Origin of the sequence: Indolivaga macrotermitis (assembly GCF_900128985.1) — a bacterium.
Taxonomy (GTDB): domain Bacteria; phylum Bacteroidota; class Bacteroidia; order Bacteroidales; family Dysgonomonadaceae; genus Dysgonomonas_A; species Dysgonomonas_A macrotermitis.
Map to the genome: position 1 here is coordinate 587,954 of NZ_FQUC01000001.1, position 17,025 is coordinate 604,978.

The window sequence follows — 17,025 nt, forward strand, 5'->3', positions numbered from 1 at the left end:
GTCATCTAATTTTTTGTATAATGATTTCTGCGGCTTTATCTGATGCTCCCGGCTTGCCGAGTATCCCGATAATCCGGTCATATTCTTTCAGCATTTTCTCCCTGTACTCGGTATTGTTCAGTAGCATGTCTGTTTCGTGCCGGATATTCTTTATAGTAAAGAATCTGGCAAAAAGCTCTTTTACGACCTCTTTTCCTGCAATCAGGTTCACTAAAGATATATAGGGGGTATGCAGAATATTCTTAAATGCCCAGTAAGTAAGTTTAGGTACCGGAGTACGATAGCAGACCACCTGTGGTGTGCGGAATAAAGCGGTCTCTAATGTTGCTGTTCCTGATGTAACAAGGGCTGCTTCGGCATAGGTGAGCAGCCGGTATGTCTGGTCAAAAATTATCTTGCACGAATACTTTCCTACATATGCCTTGTAATATTCAGGATCAATACCCGGTGCTCCGGCAATAACAGCCTGATAGTTGCCGAATGTAGCTGTAACTTCTAGCATAGCCGGCAGGTTGTCCTTGATTTCCTGCTTGCGGCTTCCTGCCAATAAGGCAATAACCGGTTTCTGTTCCAGATTATTATCAGTAAGAAATGTGTTAAAAGTATCAGCTTTAGCGGCTTCTTTATAATTGGCAATAGCGTCAACCGTAGGATTCCCTACATAATCGACTTTATAGTTATGCTTTTGAAAGAACTCCACTTCGAATGGAAGGATACAAAGCATCTCATCCACATACTTTTTAAATGATTTTACCCTGTATTCTTTCCATGCCCATACTTTAGGCGATATGTAGTAATGAACAGGAATAGCGGTCCTAGTCTTTATATATTTGGCTATTTTCAGATTAAATCCTGGATAGTCGATCAGTATTACCACATCGGGCTCATATTCGACAATTGCTTCCCGGCACTTTTTCATGTTGCGGAGAATGATGCGAAGATTGAGCAATACAGGTATAAATCCCATAAATGCCAACTCGCGGTAATGCTTCAAAAGGGTACCTCCCTGTGCCTGCATCAGATCGCCGCCGAAATAACGAAAATCAGCGTCAGTATCTTTAGCTTTCAGTGAAGCCATCAGGTTCGAAGCATGTAAATCGCCGGAGGCCTCTCCTGCAACCAGAAAGTATTTCATATCATGCCGGAATTGTTATGATTCTGAACTTACATAAATGAGTTTTTCCCACGATTTCATCTTTTCGACAAACATATGGGCAGTCATATCTACTGTGATAGGGACAATAGAAGCGTAACCATTAGCCAGAGCCCATTCATCGGTAGTTTCGTCATTAGGCTCGTCATTGTCGAAACGTCCTGTTAACCAGAAAATAGGCTTGTTGGCTCCATCTTCCGATCTCTTGAACTCTTCTATCCATTGACCGGATGCCTGACGACAAACCTTTAAACCCTTCAGTTCGTCATCCGAATGAGGAATGTTAACATTCAAGCAGACGCCGGCAGGTAAGCCTGTTCTCAGCACATCTTCGCTCAAAGCCCGTGTTATCGGGTAGGTATGAGCAAAATCGGCATCGAGAGCATGATCCAGTAAAGAGAACCCGATAGAAGGAACTTTGAACAATGCACCTTCCATAGCAGCTCCCATCGTGCCGGAGTATAATACGCATACCGATGCGTTAGAGCCGTGATTGATACCGGAAACTAAAAGATCGGGCTTACGGCCGACTATTTCACTGATTCCCAGTTTTACACAATCGACAGGGGTACCTGTACAGGCATATACGGTTATATCGTTTTTTTCGTCTTTTTTCACTAAATGATATCTGATCGGCTGGATAGATGTTATGGCACTGGACATACCCGAACGGGGCCCATCGGGTGCTACTACAACTATTTCGCCTAAGCCTATTAAAGATTCAACGAGAGACCTGATTCCCTTAGCGGAATAGCCATCGTCGTTAGTTACAAATATTAATGGTTTATTTACTGACATATTGTATTTTATAAATTTGCTTTTTTATGAGAATAACAAAGATACGCAAAATATCTCCTTGCTGAAAATGAGAATATTATTTTTCAAAAGGTGACTTTTGCGGCAATAACTTCTCAAATGATTCTTGTATAGAGTTCTGTATTGCATTGAAATCTGATATATCGGAACTGTCATTCAAACAGATCATATCGAGTTGTCTGCTACCGATCAATTGCTTTATTTCCGTAATATTCGTATTGTTAATATCCATACAGATGGTATTGCGGCGTGTATTGGAGGGGCAAAAATTGCCTTGTGCCAGTTGCCAGTATCTGAATAGCCATTGGTTTACATCGGCATCGGTTCTGAAACGTGAACGGCAGGTCTTATCCATGATTTCGGGTTCAGATTTCCATACTTCATCAAGTGTAGGCTTTAGAAAGGCATTTGGCAGATGAGGATCGATAAATCCCGAAAAATCCCTCCAGGGAGATAGCAACAGGTTATTTATTACCCCAACTCCATAATGGGGCGAAAACCACTTTGTGAAGAATTTCCGCATTTGTTTGCGTTTATTAAAATGCCTGTCGATAACATCCAGATCGTTAATCGCCATATGGATAATACCTCCGTTGGAAGGCTTGGCGGTCATTACTCCAAAATCGCAAGGAAGCCCCTTCCTGAAAAAACGTTTTTCGGATAAAGGACGGAGTACAAATATATCGTCATTGAAATAGATAAACCGGTCGGATAATCCTTTTATTCTGTGTAGATTCAATTCGATTGTATTGGCACTGAATGTAGGGAGGTACTCGATTGGAATAAAATCCTCGTGCTTTACCCAGTTCAAACGTGTATCTTCCAGATCGAGCCATTCGGGTATATGTCCCGATGTGACAAAATGTATCCTGTCTACCCATGGCATGAATTGATCTATCGCCCTGAACCAGTAGCGGAGTAATCCCCAATCGCGATACCGTATTTCACGGGAGTCGCCCTGTACCCCTTCTTTGGCAAACCTATCGAATTCGGCTTGCCACGAAGGGTCGGTGTTATCGACCCATGGGATTACTATATCTACTTTGTCTGTATTCATAGGCTTTCCTCAAACTTTATTCTAAGTCTATAACAGTGATACCTGCTCCTCCGAACTGTACATGCTCGTCCTGATAGTGAGCCACTCCGTGTACAGTGCGCAGATAGTCACGGATAATCTGGCGCAAAGCTCCTGTACCTGTACCATGAAGAATGCGTACCCGTCCGGCATTAACCTGAATAGCATCGTCTACAAAATACATAACGGCCTGTAACGCTTCGTCTCCCCGCATACCTCTAACGTCTATATCTTGTTTGAAGTTCAGTTTCTTTTCATAAACCATATCTCCGGTTTGTGAGCTGACAAAGGTGCTTTTCTGATTTTCGCGTTTCAGTTGATTCTTGCTGACACGTTCCAGGCTATCGAGCTTTACCGTCGATTTTATCATGCCGAATGCTACTACTGCATTTTTGCCCTGTATCTCCATCACCTCTCCGGCTGACGATTGCCCTTTCATCCGTACATTATCTCCTACCGAGATAGATTCGGCTTTTTGTTCTTTAACTGCCTTTACTTTGTTCTTCTTATTCTTCTCTCTATCCTGTAGTTTCTGTATCTTACGCGCTATTTTATCATCGGTAACAAGTTCTTCCGATTCTATTTTGGCCTTGAATTCAGCCAGTCCTTTCCGTACAACTTTAGTCTTTTCTTTTTCGGCCTGAGCCTCTTTTATCTCACGGATAGTATTTTCAATCTTGGCGTTGGCATCCGATAACAGGCGTTGAGCCTCTTCTTTGGCCTGCTTGATAATATCCTTGCGTTGCTTTTCTATATCGGTCAGGTTGTTCTCGTAACGGGAAGTTATATCTTCCAGCTTTTTCTCCTGTATGCGGACGTTGTTCCGCTTCGATTCCCAATAGCGTTTGTCACGCACTATATCTTGAAGGTACTTATCCATATTGATATAGTCGCTGCCCACTATTTCCGAAGCATCTGCGATTACATCTTCCGGTAACCCTATCTTCCGGGCGATTTCAATAGCAAAAGAACTTCCCGGGTTGCCTATCGACAAAGTAAACAAAGGTTGCATAATATGCCGGTCGTAAAGCATAGCGCCGTTCACTACCCCTTGATTTTCGTTTGCGAAATGTTTCAGGTTCTGATAATGGGTTGTTATTACCCCGAATGCTTTTCGTTCGTTGAAGCGTTTCAACAGCGATTCGGCAATTGCACCTCCGATCTGAGGTTCGGTTCCTCCTCCGAACTCATCTATCAACAGGATTGTTTTCTCATCACAATTCCTGACAAAGAATTTCATATTGGTCAGGTGCGAACTGTAAGTACTCAGATCATTTTCGATAGATTGTTCGTCGCCTATATCTATAAATATATTACCGAAAATACCCACTTTCGAACTTTCGGCTAAAGGAATAGGCAATCCGCACTGAACCATGTATTGAAGCAATCCCACGGTTTTCAGGCAAACTGACTTTCCTCCGGCATTAGGCCCTGAAATAATAAGCAGTCGGTTTTCGTTATTTAGCCAGATGTCAAGCGGTATAATCTCCTTGCACTGTTTCTTGTGAGAAAGATAGAGTAGGGGATGTTTGGCTCTGTCCCATCCGATAAGCTGCTTGTCTTCGACAGTAGGATGTATCGCTCCAATCTCGATAGAAAGTCTGGCTTTAGCGCGAATAAAGTCTATCCATGCCAGAAATTCGTACGATTGAAGTATATCGGGTGTAAGAGGTCTTACCTCATTGGTGAATGCAATGAGTATCTTCACAATCTCCCGGCGCTCTTCGCTTTCCAGTTCCCTGATGCGGTTATTGGCTTCTACTACTTCGGCAGGTTCAATAAATACAGTCTTTCCGGTTGCCGATTCGTCATGGACAATACCTTTCAACTTGCGCTTGAAAGCGGGGGCAACGGGTATCACCAGCCGTCCGTCGCGCATGGTGGGCGATACATCCTTTTCGACTAACCCTTCCGATTGGGCGGCTCTCAATATACTGTTCAGTGTGCGGGATATGCTCCCTGATACCTGCGATATTTCTTTGCGGAGTTTGCTCAGTTCGGCAGATGCATTGTCTTTTATCCTTCCGTACTTGTCGAGTATCGAATCTATCCTGTTCAGAAGCTGGGGAAAGATCAATACATCGCCTGCCAGTTGTTGCAGGTGCGGATATGGCGTATTTTCTTCGTCTTCTTTGCGAAGAAAACTTACTATGTCTTTGATCGTTTGCAGAGACCTTCTGAGGTCAAATACGGCACTTTCGTCTAACCATGTACCTTCGACCCGGATATTCTTTAACGCAGGACGCACATCAAAGAAGTGGTTGACCGGAAAGTCATCCTCTTCCTGAATGATACGCATAAATTCGTCGGTTTGCGACAACAGGCTCTGAACCGTATTGTAATCGGACGAAAAGCCCATTTCTTCGGTTTTCTCTATTCCCAAAGGGCTGAGGCATTTTTCGATAATCAGATTGCGTATCTTGTCGAAACCTATTTTTTGTTCAAAATTATTTGGATATATCACGTTCTATTCTTCTTGTTTTCAGCTAGCAAAGATAGTAAACTACCAGCAAATATTAAAGTAAACATAAACTACACACAAAACTCACAAAGTATACATAAAAGGTGACAAAAAGGTGACACGTGTCACCTTGGTATAATGCTTATCCATAGTTTTTTAACTCTCATAAAGTGACAAATTATACAAGTGACAGATATTTTTTTTATTTTTCATAATAGTAATATCATTTTGTTTTCTTTATAGATAAAACTAAGGATGTTAATATTTACATACGTCCGATTACCCGTTTTTCGTTTTTGGCGTATGTAATACACCCCTACAAGCATCCGAATACTCTACTTGGTTTTCATGCGCTTGCTTTGGAATTTTATATCTGTACATTTTATTTCACACAAATTTTATTAGTTTTGTACTTGCATTTTTATGTCAAGAAAAAAAGACAATAGAAATTAAACAAGGTCTGCGACCTGAATAATCAGATTAATGGCAAAATATAAACGGGTTTTACTAAAGCTTAGCGGAGAATCTTTGATGGGAGAACAGCAGCACGGAATAGACGAAAAACGTCTTTCGGAATATGCTACCCAGATAAAAGAGGTTGTTGAAATGGGAGTACAGGTAGGTATCGTCATCGGCGGCGGAAATATTTTCCGTGGATTGAGCGGTGCATCGAAAGGGTATGACAGGGTGAAAGGCGACCAAATGGGAATGCTCGCAACCGTGATCAACAGCCTTGGACTGAGTTCTGCCCTTGTTGCCATTGGACAAAAAGCCCGTGTGCTGACTGCTATCCGTATGGAGCCGATCGGCGAATTCTATTCAAAGTGGAAAGCAATAGAAGCTATGGAAAATGGCGAAGTGGCCATCATCTCTTGCGGAACAGGTAATCCGTTCTTCACTACCGATACGGGTTCGGCTTTGAGAGGAATCGAGATCGAAGCAGATGTAATGCTTAAAGGAACACGTGTGGATGGTGTATATACTGCCGATCCCGAAAAAGACCCTACTGCAACAAAGTATGAAAAGATCTCATATGACGAGGTATACAATAAAGGGCTTAAAGTGATGGACCTGACAGCCACCACTATGTGTAAGGAAAACGATTTTCCTATTGTCGTTTTCGATATGGACACAGTCGGTAATCTTGCTAAAGTGATAAAAGGCGAGAATATAGGGACTTACGTTCATGCTTGACAGAGTGCAAGGGATTATTTATAATTTGAATTAAATAATATAATACATATCATATAAAGACAATGGCAGATATAAAAGAGCTAGAGAAAAAAGCGGAATCGAAGATGCTGAGTTCAGTTGAATTCTTAGAAGAATCGCTGGCTCATATCCGTGCGGGAAAAGCAAATCCCCGTATCTTAGACGGTATAAAAGTAGACTATTACGGAAGCCTGACTCCTCTGAGTAGTGTTGCTTCTATTAATACACCCGATGCGCGTACCATTATTATCCAACCTTGGGAAAAGGCGATGCTGAGGGAAATAGAAACAGCGATAATCAATTCTGATCTTGGATTAAATCCTGATAACAATGGTGAAATGATCCGTTTGGGTATTCCTCCGTTGACCGAAGAGCGCCGTAAAGCACTCGTAAAACAATCGAAACAAGAGTCGGAAGATGCGAAAATCAGTGTTCGTAACGCCCGCCGCGATGTAATCGATGCTGTGAAAAAGTCGGTAAAAGAAGGTACTCCTGAGGATGTAGCGAAAGATGCTGAGGCATCTATCCAGAAGATACATGATAAGTATATTAAGATGATAGACGAATTATTTGCTGCAAAAGAGAAAGAAATACTTACAGTATAAGCTCTATTGCAAACTTATAAATAGTATACAGAGTGAAGAGCTTAGGAGAATAAGTCCTTGGTTCTTTGCTCTTTTTTACAATAATACAAAAGCCGTGAATGGAAGGTCTGGTTATTAAAAATACAGGAAGTTGGTATCAGGTTAGGACTGATGAAGGTTCGGATGTGGAATGTAAGCTGAAAGGCAATTTCCGTCTGAAAGAAATCAAAAGTACCAATCCTATTGCAGTTGGCGACAGGGTCTCTATTATCCTGAATGAAGACGGCACAGGGGTTATCACCGAGATTCTCGACCGGAAGAATTACATCATCCGCAAATCGTCTAACCTGTCAAAGCATTCGCATATCATTGCAGCCAATCTCGATCTGTGCTTCCTTATCGTGACCGTAACCAAACCCATAACTACAACTGTATTTATAGACCGTTTTCTGGCATCGGCCGAGGCTTACCGTATACCGGTTAACTTGTTGTTTAATAAAGTAGACCTGTATGACGAGGACGAAATGGAATATATGGATGCCCTTATCGATCTGTACGAATATATCGGCTATCCGTGTCACAAGATTTCGGCACTAAATCAGACAGGCCTGGATGAATTGAAAGATAAGCTGAAGGGCAAAATAACCCTTTTCTCGGGGCATTCCGGCGTCGGAAAGTCTACATTGATCAATGCCCTTGTTCCGGACTCCCGGCTTAAGACCGGAGCTATTTCCGATTTTCATGGAAAAGGAATGCATACGACTACTTTTTCCGAAATGATGGAGTTGCCTCAGGGCGGATTCATTATCGACACTCCCGGAATAAAAGGTTTCGGTACGGTAGATATGGAGACTGAAGAGATAGGGCACTATTTCCCCGAAATATTCAAATTTTCGCACAACTGCCGTTTTAACAACTGTATCCATATAAACGAACCCGGCTGTGCTGTCCGCGAAGCGGTCGAAAATCACTATATCAGCGAAAGCCGTTACAAATCGTACTTAAATATATTGGAAGACGAAACCGATGATAAATATAGAAAATAACACACTTTTTAAATTGAGATTCGACTATATATCATTCTTGGTATTTTTACTTATATTTGCTATAGAAGTGCTAATTGCACTCTTTGTCAATGATCGTATTATACGTCCGTATGGCGGCGATGTTTTAGTGGTAATGTTAATGTACTATTTCTTTAAATCATTTATATCAGCTAAGCCGTTATATATAGCAATAGGTGTATTGCTGTTTGCTTATGCAGTAGAGATCGGGCAATATTTCAATTTGGTCGAGATACTGAATTTGCAAGACAACAAAGTAATGCGTATAATTATAGGATCATCATTCAGTTGGGGCGATATAGTTTGTTATACAATCGGAGCCCTTATCTGTATGTTTATAGATAGTAAGGAGATAAAGGGATAATTGTAAGAAGAAATGTTGCAACAGCGAAAAAAAGATTATCTACAACGCCTGATTGAAGAGTTCTTTGCAAAACTTCAACAGTTACGGCAATCGCAGGAAAGCGCCGATAAAGAGGAGCAAAAAGAAATAATCGGCGATTGCTTGTCTTTTTTTCAGTCTCACTTTGGAACAAAGCAATCCGATACGGCAGCTATGATTATCGAGAAAATAGCAGATGCCGAATTATTGGAACAATACGCCAAAATATTACTCACCAAGTACGAAATAGTCGATCTGAAGGAAATAGATCAATTATATATAGCCCTTGATCTGGTCAGGTATCTCGAAGTATATGACAAAACGTACTCGTGGGACAGGACAATACTTAAAGAAGATTTACTCCGGATACTGGATACTCCGGACGAGAATTGAGTACCGGTAAGTATTTAATAATATATTGTAACCAATGTAATAAATAGGTTCGGAACCTTAAAAATAAACTAACTGTTGACTGATCTGCTTTTAAATATTAATATCAAATCGGTGCTGGAAGTATTTTCGGCAAACAACTTTATACTCGTATTTCAGCTTCTGTATATTCTTACGGCATTGGGTGTTGTGATCGTTGTGATTTCCGAAAACCGGAATCCGTTGAAAACAATAGCATGGGTACTGGTACTTTTACTTCTTCCTTTGGTAGGGCTCATATTCTATTACTTTTTCGGAGAAGACCACCGCAAGCAAAGGCTTATCTCGCGCAAAATGCACAAGAGACTGAACCGGAAAACACTGGAACGTACCGAACTAAAAGAATCACTAAATCCTCCTGTCGAATACAAGGGGCTGATCAACTTGCTGAACAAGGTAAATAATTGCCCTTTATATGGAGGTAATAAAATAACCTTTTACAGTGATGGCGAAAGCAAATTCGAAGCCCTGTTTGAAGAAATAAAGAAAGCAACCAAACACATTCATCTACAGTACTACATCTTTATGGACGACAAGATCGGTCATAAGGTAAAAGACCTGTTGATAGAAAAGGCACGCGAAGGTGTCGAAGTTCGTGTATTGTACGATGCTATGGGTGCATGGAAATCCAAAAAGAAATTTTATAAGGAGATGGAAGCCGGAGGAGTGCAAGTGACTCCATTCCTGAAAGTTGCATTTCCGATACTGACTAGTCGGGTTAATTACCGTAATCACCGAAAAGTAGTTGTAATAGACGGTGAAGTAGGCTTTATGGGAGGGATGAACATAGCTGACCGTTATATTGAAGGTAACGGTTCGGGAATTTGGCGCGATAGCCATTTCAAACTCGAAGGAAGAGCTGTTCATGGGCTGCAGACTTCATTCGTTATCGACTGGTATGCGTCACGTAATGAGTTTCTTACATCAAATAAATATTATCCGCAGTTAGAATCCAAAGGCAATAACCTGATGCAGATTGCAACCAGTGGGCCGACAGGCGAGTTTAAGGAAATCCATCAGGGAATATTTCAGGCAATAACCAATGCAAAAGAATACATCTATATACAAACACCTTACCTTATCCCGACGGATGCTCTGATGCTGGCTTTACAAACGGCAGCTTTGTCGGGGGTAGATGTGCGTATAATGATTCCCCAGAATTCGGATACGACATTTGTACAGATTGCATCCATGTCTTTTATCAAAGATTTTCTGGAATCGAAGGTTAAGATACATCTTTTCACAGCAGGATTCCTGCATTCCAAACTCATGGTTATCGATGATAATCTTACTATTACGGGCTCTGCAAACATGGATGTACGAAGTTTCGAGCATAACTTCGAGATAGATGCATTTATTTATAACAGGGAAACAGCTTTGGCTGCCAAAAATATATTTCTCGACGATATGCAGTGTTCAGACCTGATTGCTCTGGAAACATGGAATAAGCGTCCCCGGCACAAGCGTTTTGCCGAATCGTTTTTACGGTTATTTACTCCGTTGCTTTAATTATGAATTATCAAGAAACAGTACAATATTTGTACAATCAGCTTCCTGTATATCAACATGTGGGAGGCAGTGCCTATAAAGAAGGGCTGGATAACAGTCTTGCCCTCGATAAGTATTTCGGGCATCCCCATCGCAAGTATAAGACAGTACATATTGCAGGTACTAACGGAAAAGGTTCCACATCTCACCTTCTGGCGGCAATACTGCAACAGTCGGGCTATAAAGTCGGACTATATACGTCGCCCCACCTGGTCGATTTCAGGGAACGCATCCGGGTGAATGGCGAGAAGATATCAGAGCAGTATGTTATAGATTTCGTAGCCCGTCATAAGGATCATTATGAAAGTATCCATCCTTCATTTTTTGAGTTGACAATGATGATGGCATTCTGTTATTTTGCTGATGAAGAAGTTGATATAGCTATGATAGAAGTAGGCTTGGGAGGACGTCTCGACAGTACGAATATCATAACACCCATTGTTTCGGTTATTACAAATATCAGTTTAGATCACACTCAGTTTCTCGGAGATACATTGCCTAAGATAGCTGCAGAAAAAGCAGGCATAATCAAACCGTATATTCCTGTAATTATAGGTGAAGCAGAAGGTGAGGTACGCAGGGTGTTCGAAGAAAAGGCAGCTTCGGTAGATGCACCTATCATTTTTGCAGAAGACCAAAATCGTATTCTGGCAGCCGATAAACTGGATAGCGGAGCGTGGTTATTCCAGACAGATACATTCCCTAACCTGAAAGGGGAACTGGGTGGTTTACCACAAATCAAAAATGCAGCAACAGTCTTATGTGCTATCGATGTACTACGAAAACAAGGCATACATACAACAATCCAGTCCGTTTATTCGGGATTCGGACTAGTTACCGAAATAACCGGATTAATGGGACGTTGGCAGATAATTAAACAATTTGACCCGAAGATTATTTGTGATACAGGACACAATGTAGGGGGCATAAAATATGTGGCCGAACAGCTTCAGTCCGAACCATGCGATAATCTCAGGATTGTTATCGGTATGGTAAATGATAAAGATATTAACCATGTGCTTGAATTGTTGCCTAAGTCAGCTGTGTATTACTTTACCAAAGCCAATATTGCTAGAGCTTTGGATGAAGAGGAATTAGCTAAGCTGGGCGAAAACCATGGATTGAGCGGATCGAGACATCATACCGTACAGGATGCAGTGAATACAGCGATAGCCGATTCGGATAAGCAGGATGTTGTATTTATAGGAGGCAGTAACTTTGTTGTAGCCGAGGCTTTGGAGTTGTTACTATAATGCACAAAAACAACTTAACTAATTTGTAACAGATTGGTAATAAAAACGAAATGATATTACATGTTCTTTGCAAGAAATACATAATTATTCTTGAAAAAATGCGACTACCTTATTTCTTTTTTGTTACTGTAGCATTTCTTTTTACGGCAAAGAGAGCCTTAGCGCAGGATACTACAGAATTCAAGCCATCAGGGCGGATTATAGCCCGTAGCTTTTTCGATTATAGCCAGGGTTTCGGATCGGTTAATAACGAATCGGGTTTTGATCTTACCCGCGCTTTTTTAGGCTACAGTTACCAGATATCACGTACATTGCAGGCACAGGTTATAATAGATGGAGCTTCCGGAAAAAACGCGGATGGAAAGCTCGAAGTATATGTACGTAATGCATTTATCCGCTGGCAGGACAAGGGGTTCGATATCAGTGTCGGTGAGATAGGGCTATTGCAGTTCAGCCTTCAGGAAAATTACTGGAAGCACCGCTATGTAGAGAAATCTTTTCAGGACAGGAATAAAATGGCTCCGAGTGTAGATCTGGGAGTAACAGCTCAATATAAGATTAACGATTATCTTTCGGCAGACCTTAGCCTTACCAACGGGGAGGGATATAAACAAGTAGAGAAGAACAACAGTACCCGCTATGCTGCCGGACTAACAGTCTCGCCTTTGAAAAATATGGTATTCCGTGTATACGGAGATATATATAACGATGGCGAAGATTTGCGGGATGCCTTACCGGAAGGCGTAACAGACGGAAAATATTCCGATCAGAAGTCTCTTGCTCTTTTTGCCGGTTATCAGAATTCCATTATTTCGGGAGGAGCCGAATTTAATAAGGTTTTCAACAAGGGATTCATTCAGGGTAAAGATTATTATGGTTATTCGTTCTATGCTTCAGGTAAAATTGCCGATAAATGGAGGGTATACGGACGTTATGACCTGATGGACTCCGATAAACCGGAAAGTTTCGGCAGTGAATGGAATAGCCTCGATGGGCAGTTTATCATAATGGGTATAGAATACCAGCCTTTGAAGCAATTGAAAATATCTCCTAACTTCCGAAATATCAATCCCGACAGAAGTAAATCGGAACAATATATTTTTGTGAATTTCGAGATTAATCTCTGATGTTTTAATTCTTGGAATTCCTTATAGAAACGTACATCCCAAATGTGCGTTTTTTTGTTCATAATATTACCTCTTTTGGGGATTAAGGCTGAGAGAAAAACTGACAAGCTATAATTGTAATAGTTTAGAGGAAAAGATTCTTATCTAAATAGCCATTGGTATACAGATAGTTACTTTCCTGATTGTTTAACGAATATCTTCTTAACAATAACGTAACAAAAGTGTTATAATTCTGTTACATTTTCACAATAATATTGTATCAGAAAATAAAAGACAATTTATGAAACATTACGTTATAACAAAGAATATGAAAAACCTATTATTTATCGCCATTGCAGCAGTAGTGGCTTTGACCAGTTGTAATTCGTCTCCTAAACTCTCAGGAGCAGGCGCAACATTTCCTGCACCTTATTACAACCTTGTATTCAAGAAATTTACCGAAGTGTCGGGTAATAACGTTACTTATGGCGCAGTAGGTAGTGGTGGTGGAATACGTAGTTTGAAAGATAAGACCGTAGACTTCGGGGCAACCGATGTTTTCTTATCTGATGCCGAGCTAAAAGAAATGGGCAGTGATGTGGTGCATATCCCTACAGCGTTGGGTGCAGTGGTTGTTTCTTATAACCTGCCTGATGTAAAAGGCTTGAAACTGAATGCTTCGCTTATCTCTGATATGTACAGAGGAGTAATTACCAACTGGAACGATGAAAAGATCAAGGCATTAAATCCTGACCTGAATTTGCCCGACCAGGCAATCACTCCGGTTTACCGTTCGGATGGTAGCGGAACAACATCAGTATTTTCTGAATATATGTCGAAAGTAGATTCGGTATGGAACAAAGAACTGGGTACTGGTAAATCGTTGAAATTCCCAAAAGGAGTTGCCGCCAAAGGTAATCCCGGTGTAGCAGGTGTTGTAAAAGAAACAGTCGGATCGATCGGTTATATCGGATCAGAATATGCTCTGGCACTGAGTATTCCTACAGCGCTCCTACAAAATAGCTCGGGTAACTTTGTCGAAGCTAATGATAAAAGTATATCGGCATCGGCTGAAACTGATATTCCGGACGATACACGCTTGATTATCACAAATTCAAATAATCCTCAGGCTTATCCGATAAGCACATTTACATGGATTATCGTTTACAAAGAGCAGGATTACAATAAACGTACCGAAGAGCAGGCAAAAAGCTTGGTGTCATTGCTGAAATTCATTATCAGCAAAGATGGTCAGGATCTGGCAGTGAAGACCCATTATGCTCCTTTGTCCGCTAAAGCTGTGGAGAAAACACAAGCTATAATCAACTCGATTACATTCAACGGACAAGCTCTGGCTAATAATTAAAATTGCTCACCTTATCAATCGAAATGAAAGATAAAATATTTAAAGCCATACTATTTGCAGCATCTGCCCTGATACTTTTGTTGACGGCAGGTGTTGTTTATGCTTTGGTATCACAAAGTATCAGTGCATTTTCTGCGTTTGGCTTCTTCAACTTCATATCATCCACAGAATGGGATTCGGTCAACGACAGTTACGGTGCATTGCCATTTATAACAGGTACGCTTATCACCTCGTTATTAGCCTTGTTTTTCTGTATACCGTTTTCCCTTTCTATAGCCTTGTTCAATGGCGAATATTTCAGGGGCACGCGTATGTCATCTATTGTTAGTGCCGTTGTCGACTTGCTGGCAGGTATCCCTTCCATCGTTTATGGATTATGGGGCTTCTATGTACTTCGTCCGATCCTTATCGATATGGGATTCAGTGCACAAGGATTCGGAGTCCTGTTAGCAGCTATCATATTGGCTATAATGATTATACCCTATGCATCGTCACTCAGTACGGAATTTATCTCAATGGTTCCGAATGAACTTAAAGAGGGCGCCTATAGTTTGGGCGCTACAAAACTGGAAGTAATTCGTACAGTGAGTCTACCGGTCTCCATATCCGGAATTACGGCTGCATATGTACTGGCATTAGGCCGGGCTCTGGGCGAAACTATGGCCGTGACCATGCTTATCGGTAATACCAATAATATACCGATGGCAATAAGCGATACCGGAAATACCATGGCGAGTATCATTGCCAACCAGTTTGGCGAAGCCGATGGGTTAAAGTTGAGTTCATTAATGGCTATCGGGTTGCTGCTGTTCCTTATTACAGCTACTATCAACTTTGTAGCTAAGTATATAATGAAAATTGTGAATAAATGAAAAAGACGATTTTCTCATCATCCAAATACAGGCAGTACAAGAGTAAATTGTTCTTCTATGCAGTTTGTGCTTTCAGTGGTATAACTATGATTCCGCTTTTCCTGATTATCTGGGAACTGCTGAAAAAAGGATATAAACAATTAAATTTGAGCCTGTTTACAGAAGTATCACCCACATCTATGGATGCTATGCTTGCCAAGATAAGCAACGAGCCCATCCCCGGTGGTATACTCAATGGTATAACAGGCACATTACTGATACTTGCTATCTCTATAATATTAGCTATTCCGGTAGGTATTTGTACCGGGATATATCTGGCGGAAAATCCTAAAGGGGCATTTAGCAAACTGATACGTAGTCTGTCGGATCTTCTGCAAGGTATTCCTTCAATTGTAGTAGGTATAATAGTATACGCATGGGTTGTAAAACCTATGTACAGTTATTCGGCTCTGGCAGGGGGTATATCACTTGCTATAATGATGTTGCCAATGATAATCCGTTCGACGGAAGAGAGCTTGAAGATGCTGCCGGCTTCACTGAAAGAGGCGGGATTGGCATTAGGGGGTTCATATTCTTCCGTAGTTCTCAGAATATTATTACCTTCGGCATTCAGCGGTCTGTTTACCGGATCGTTACTAGCTATATCGAGAGTGATGGGCGAAACAGCACCTTTGCTGGTAACTGTTCTTGGTGCATCGGTTGTCAATTGGGACATAACACATCCTACCAGTGCGATCTCGTTACTTATCTGGGAATTCTACAACGATCCCAATCTGGCTCCATTGGTATGGACATCATCTTTGCTACTACTCTTCCTTGTATTGGGTATCAATATATTCGCTAAACGAATTTCAAAAAAATGGAAAATACAATAAATACAAATAACGATAAATATATTCTCGAACTAAAAAACGTGTCGGTAGCTTACACCCCCGAAAAAAAAGCGGTGGAAGATGTATGTGCCAACATTCGCGAAAATACGGTTACGGCTATAATGGGACCCTCAGGTTGCGGTAAGAGTACTTTACTCAGGGCGATTAACCGGCTGCACGACCTGTATCCCGAAATACAGACAACAGGTGAAATATTATTGAAAGGCGAAGATATTTTCAAAATGAATCCGATGAAGGTACGCCGGCTCGCAGGAATGGTTTTTCAGCGTCCGAATCCGTTCCCTACAATGAGTATTTATGACAATGTTCTGGCCGGATACAAGTTGAATAATATCAAACTCAGTAAATCCGATAGGGACGAAGTTGTCGAAAACAGCCTTCGGAGCGTAGCTCTTTGGGATGAGGTGAAAGACTCTATATCGAAAAAAGGTACATTCCTATCGGGAGGGCAACAGCAACGTCTTTGTATTGCCCGTGCAATAGCACTCAAACCCGAAGTATTACTTATGGATGAACCTACCTCTGCTCTGGATCCTATCTCTACTAACCGTATCGAAGACCTGATTCTGGAATTGAAAGAACACTATACAATTGTGATCGTTACACATAATATGTCTCAGGCAGCACGTATCTCTGATAATTCGATGTTTATGTATCTGGGGCATCTTGTTGAATATGATACAACTAAGCAGATGTTTACCAAACCAAAAGATAAACGAACCGAAGATTATCTGACCGGTGTATTCGGTTAATAGGTGCAAAGCCATTTATACTTAAGAAAGTATTTCTAACGAATAACAGGAGAAAAGTT

General features: G+C 41.2%; 16 protein-coding genes. 12 read left to right on the top strand and 4 right to left on the bottom strand.

Annotation, left to right across the window (positions count from 1 at the left end):
* Position 1: 1 nt before the first annotated feature.
* From lpxB to BUC12_RS02340, 4 genes are all read right to left on the bottom strand, one after another.
* Complete coding sequence (gene lpxB, locus BUC12_RS02325) at positions 2 to 1,135, bottom strand: lipid-A-disaccharide synthase (RefSeq protein ID WP_062175554.1); 1,134 nt, start codon at positions 1,133 to 1,135, stop codon at positions 2 to 4.
* 15 nt (positions 1,136 to 1,150) lie between these two features.
* A complete protein-coding gene (gene surE / locus BUC12_RS02330; protein WP_062175555.1) occupies positions 1,151 to 1,951 on the bottom strand; it encodes a 5'/3'-nucleotidase SurE in 801 nt (266 codons plus the stop codon).
* Between the two features lie 76 nt (positions 1,952 to 2,027).
* On the bottom strand, positions 2,028 to 3,026 hold the full coding sequence (locus BUC12_RS02335) for a Stealth CR1 domain-containing protein (protein WP_062175556.1): 999 nt from the start codon (positions 3,024 to 3,026) through the stop codon (positions 2,028 to 2,030).
* 16 nt (positions 3,027 to 3,042) lie between these two features.
* Positions 3,043 to 5,508, bottom strand: coding sequence for an endonuclease MutS2 (locus BUC12_RS02340; RefSeq protein WP_062175557.1), 2,466 nt, complete (start codon positions 5,506 to 5,508; stop codon positions 3,043 to 3,045).
* Between the two features lie 480 nt (positions 5,509 to 5,988).
* Here BUC12_RS02340 and pyrH point away from each other — a divergent pair, with 480 nt between their 5' ends.
* The 12 genes from pyrH (at position 5,989) to pstB (ending at position 16,966) form a co-directional block, all read left to right on the top strand.
* Positions 5,989 to 6,699 carry a UMP kinase gene (gene pyrH, locus BUC12_RS02345; RefSeq protein ID WP_062175558.1) on the top strand — a complete coding sequence of 237 codons (711 nt, stop codon included), beginning with the start codon at positions 5,989 to 5,991 and terminating at the stop codon, positions 6,697 to 6,699.
* 62 nt (positions 6,700 to 6,761) lie between these two features.
* A complete protein-coding gene (frr, locus tag BUC12_RS02350; protein ID WP_062175559.1) occupies positions 6,762 to 7,322 on the top strand; it encodes a ribosome recycling factor in 561 nt (186 codons plus the stop codon).
* Positions 7,323 to 7,420: 98 nt separating this feature from the next.
* Positions 7,421 to 8,347, top strand: a complete 927-nt coding sequence (gene rsgA / locus BUC12_RS02355) for a ribosome small subunit-dependent GTPase A (RefSeq protein WP_062175560.1) — start codon at positions 7,421 to 7,423, stop codon at positions 8,345 to 8,347.
* Complete coding sequence (locus BUC12_RS02360; protein WP_062175561.1) at positions 8,328 to 8,729, top strand: ribosomal maturation YjgA family protein; 402 nt, start codon at positions 8,328 to 8,330, stop codon at positions 8,727 to 8,729. Before rsgA ends, BUC12_RS02360 begins: the two co-directional genes overlap by 20 nt.
* Before the next feature lie 12 nt (positions 8,730 to 8,741).
* Entirely contained in the window at positions 8,742 to 9,140 is a 399-nt protein-coding gene (locus tag BUC12_RS02365) for a hypothetical protein (RefSeq protein WP_062175562.1), read from the top strand.
* 111 nt (positions 9,141 to 9,251) lie between these two features.
* Entirely contained in the window at positions 9,252 to 10,685 is a 1,434-nt protein-coding gene (gene cls / locus BUC12_RS02370) for a cardiolipin synthase (protein WP_394333923.1), read from the top strand.
* 2 nt (positions 10,686 to 10,687) lie between these two features.
* The gene (locus BUC12_RS02375; protein ID WP_062175563.1) at positions 10,688 to 11,977 is read left to right on the top strand and encodes a bifunctional folylpolyglutamate synthase/dihydrofolate synthase; all 1,290 of its coding nucleotides are present in this window, start codon (positions 10,688 to 10,690) and stop codon (positions 11,975 to 11,977) included.
* Positions 11,978 to 12,075: 98 nt separating this feature from the next.
* Positions 12,076 to 13,104 carry an outer membrane beta-barrel protein gene (locus BUC12_RS02380; protein ID WP_062175861.1) on the top strand — a complete coding sequence of 343 codons (1,029 nt, stop codon included), beginning with the start codon at positions 12,076 to 12,078 and terminating at the stop codon, positions 13,102 to 13,104.
* A gap of 307 nt (positions 13,105 to 13,411) precedes the next feature.
* Positions 13,412 to 14,449: a phosphate ABC transporter substrate-binding protein PstS gene (gene pstS, locus BUC12_RS02385; RefSeq protein ID WP_062175863.1), complete on the top strand. Its 1,038-nt coding sequence runs from the start codon at positions 13,412 to 13,414 to the stop codon at positions 14,447 to 14,449.
* 23 nt (positions 14,450 to 14,472) lie between these two features.
* Positions 14,473 to 15,321, top strand: coding sequence for a phosphate ABC transporter permease subunit PstC (gene pstC / locus BUC12_RS02390; protein ID WP_062175564.1), 849 nt, complete (start codon positions 14,473 to 14,475; stop codon positions 15,319 to 15,321).
* Positions 15,318 to 16,196: a phosphate ABC transporter permease PstA gene (gene pstA, locus BUC12_RS02395; protein WP_062175565.1), complete on the top strand. Its 879-nt coding sequence runs from the start codon at positions 15,318 to 15,320 to the stop codon at positions 16,194 to 16,196. The genes pstC and pstA overlap by 4 nt, the downstream gene beginning before the upstream one ends.
* Positions 16,181 to 16,966, top strand: a complete 786-nt coding sequence (gene pstB / locus BUC12_RS02400; protein ID WP_062175566.1) for a phosphate ABC transporter ATP-binding protein PstB — start codon at positions 16,181 to 16,183, stop codon at positions 16,964 to 16,966. Before pstA ends, pstB begins: the two co-directional genes overlap by 16 nt.
* The last annotated feature ends 59 nt before the right edge of the window (positions 16,967 to 17,025 follow it).

Bases quoted from the DNA above. Each gene is read 5' to 3' on its own strand.
- lpxB (WP_062175554.1), bottom strand. From the start codon at position 1,135: ATGAAATACTTTCTGGTTGCAGGAGAGGCCTCCGGCGATTTACATGCT.
- surE (WP_062175555.1), bottom strand. From the start codon at position 1,951: ATGTCAGTAAATAAACCATTAATATTTGTAACTAACGACGATGGCTAT.
- BUC12_RS02335 (WP_062175556.1), bottom strand. From the start codon at position 3,026: ATGAATACAGACAAAGTAGATATAGTAATCCCATGGGTCGATAACACC.
- pyrH (WP_062175558.1), top strand. From the start codon at position 5,989: ATGGCAAAATATAAACGGGTTTTACTAAAGCTTAGCGGAGAATCTTTG.
- frr (WP_062175559.1), top strand. From the start codon at position 6,762: ATGGCAGATATAAAAGAGCTAGAGAAAAAAGCGGAATCGAAGATGCTG.
- rsgA (WP_062175560.1), top strand. From the start codon at position 7,421: ATGGAAGGTCTGGTTATTAAAAATACAGGAAGTTGGTATCAGGTTAGG.
- BUC12_RS02360 (WP_062175561.1), top strand. From the start codon at position 8,328: ATGATAAATATAGAAAATAACACACTTTTTAAATTGAGATTCGACTAT.
- BUC12_RS02365 (WP_062175562.1), top strand. From the start codon at position 8,742: ATGTTGCAACAGCGAAAAAAAGATTATCTACAACGCCTGATTGAAGAG.
- BUC12_RS02375 (WP_062175563.1), top strand. From the start codon at position 10,688: ATGAATTATCAAGAAACAGTACAATATTTGTACAATCAGCTTCCTGTA.
- BUC12_RS02380 (WP_062175861.1), top strand. From the start codon at position 12,076: ATGCGACTACCTTATTTCTTTTTTGTTACTGTAGCATTTCTTTTTACG.
- pstS (WP_062175863.1), top strand. From the start codon at position 13,412: ATGAAAAACCTATTATTTATCGCCATTGCAGCAGTAGTGGCTTTGACC.
- pstC (WP_062175564.1), top strand. From the start codon at position 14,473: ATGAAAGATAAAATATTTAAAGCCATACTATTTGCAGCATCTGCCCTG.
- pstA (WP_062175565.1), top strand. From the start codon at position 15,318: ATGAAAAAGACGATTTTCTCATCATCCAAATACAGGCAGTACAAGAGT.
- pstB (WP_062175566.1), top strand. From the start codon at position 16,181: ATGGAAAATACAATAAATACAAATAACGATAAATATATTCTCGAACTA.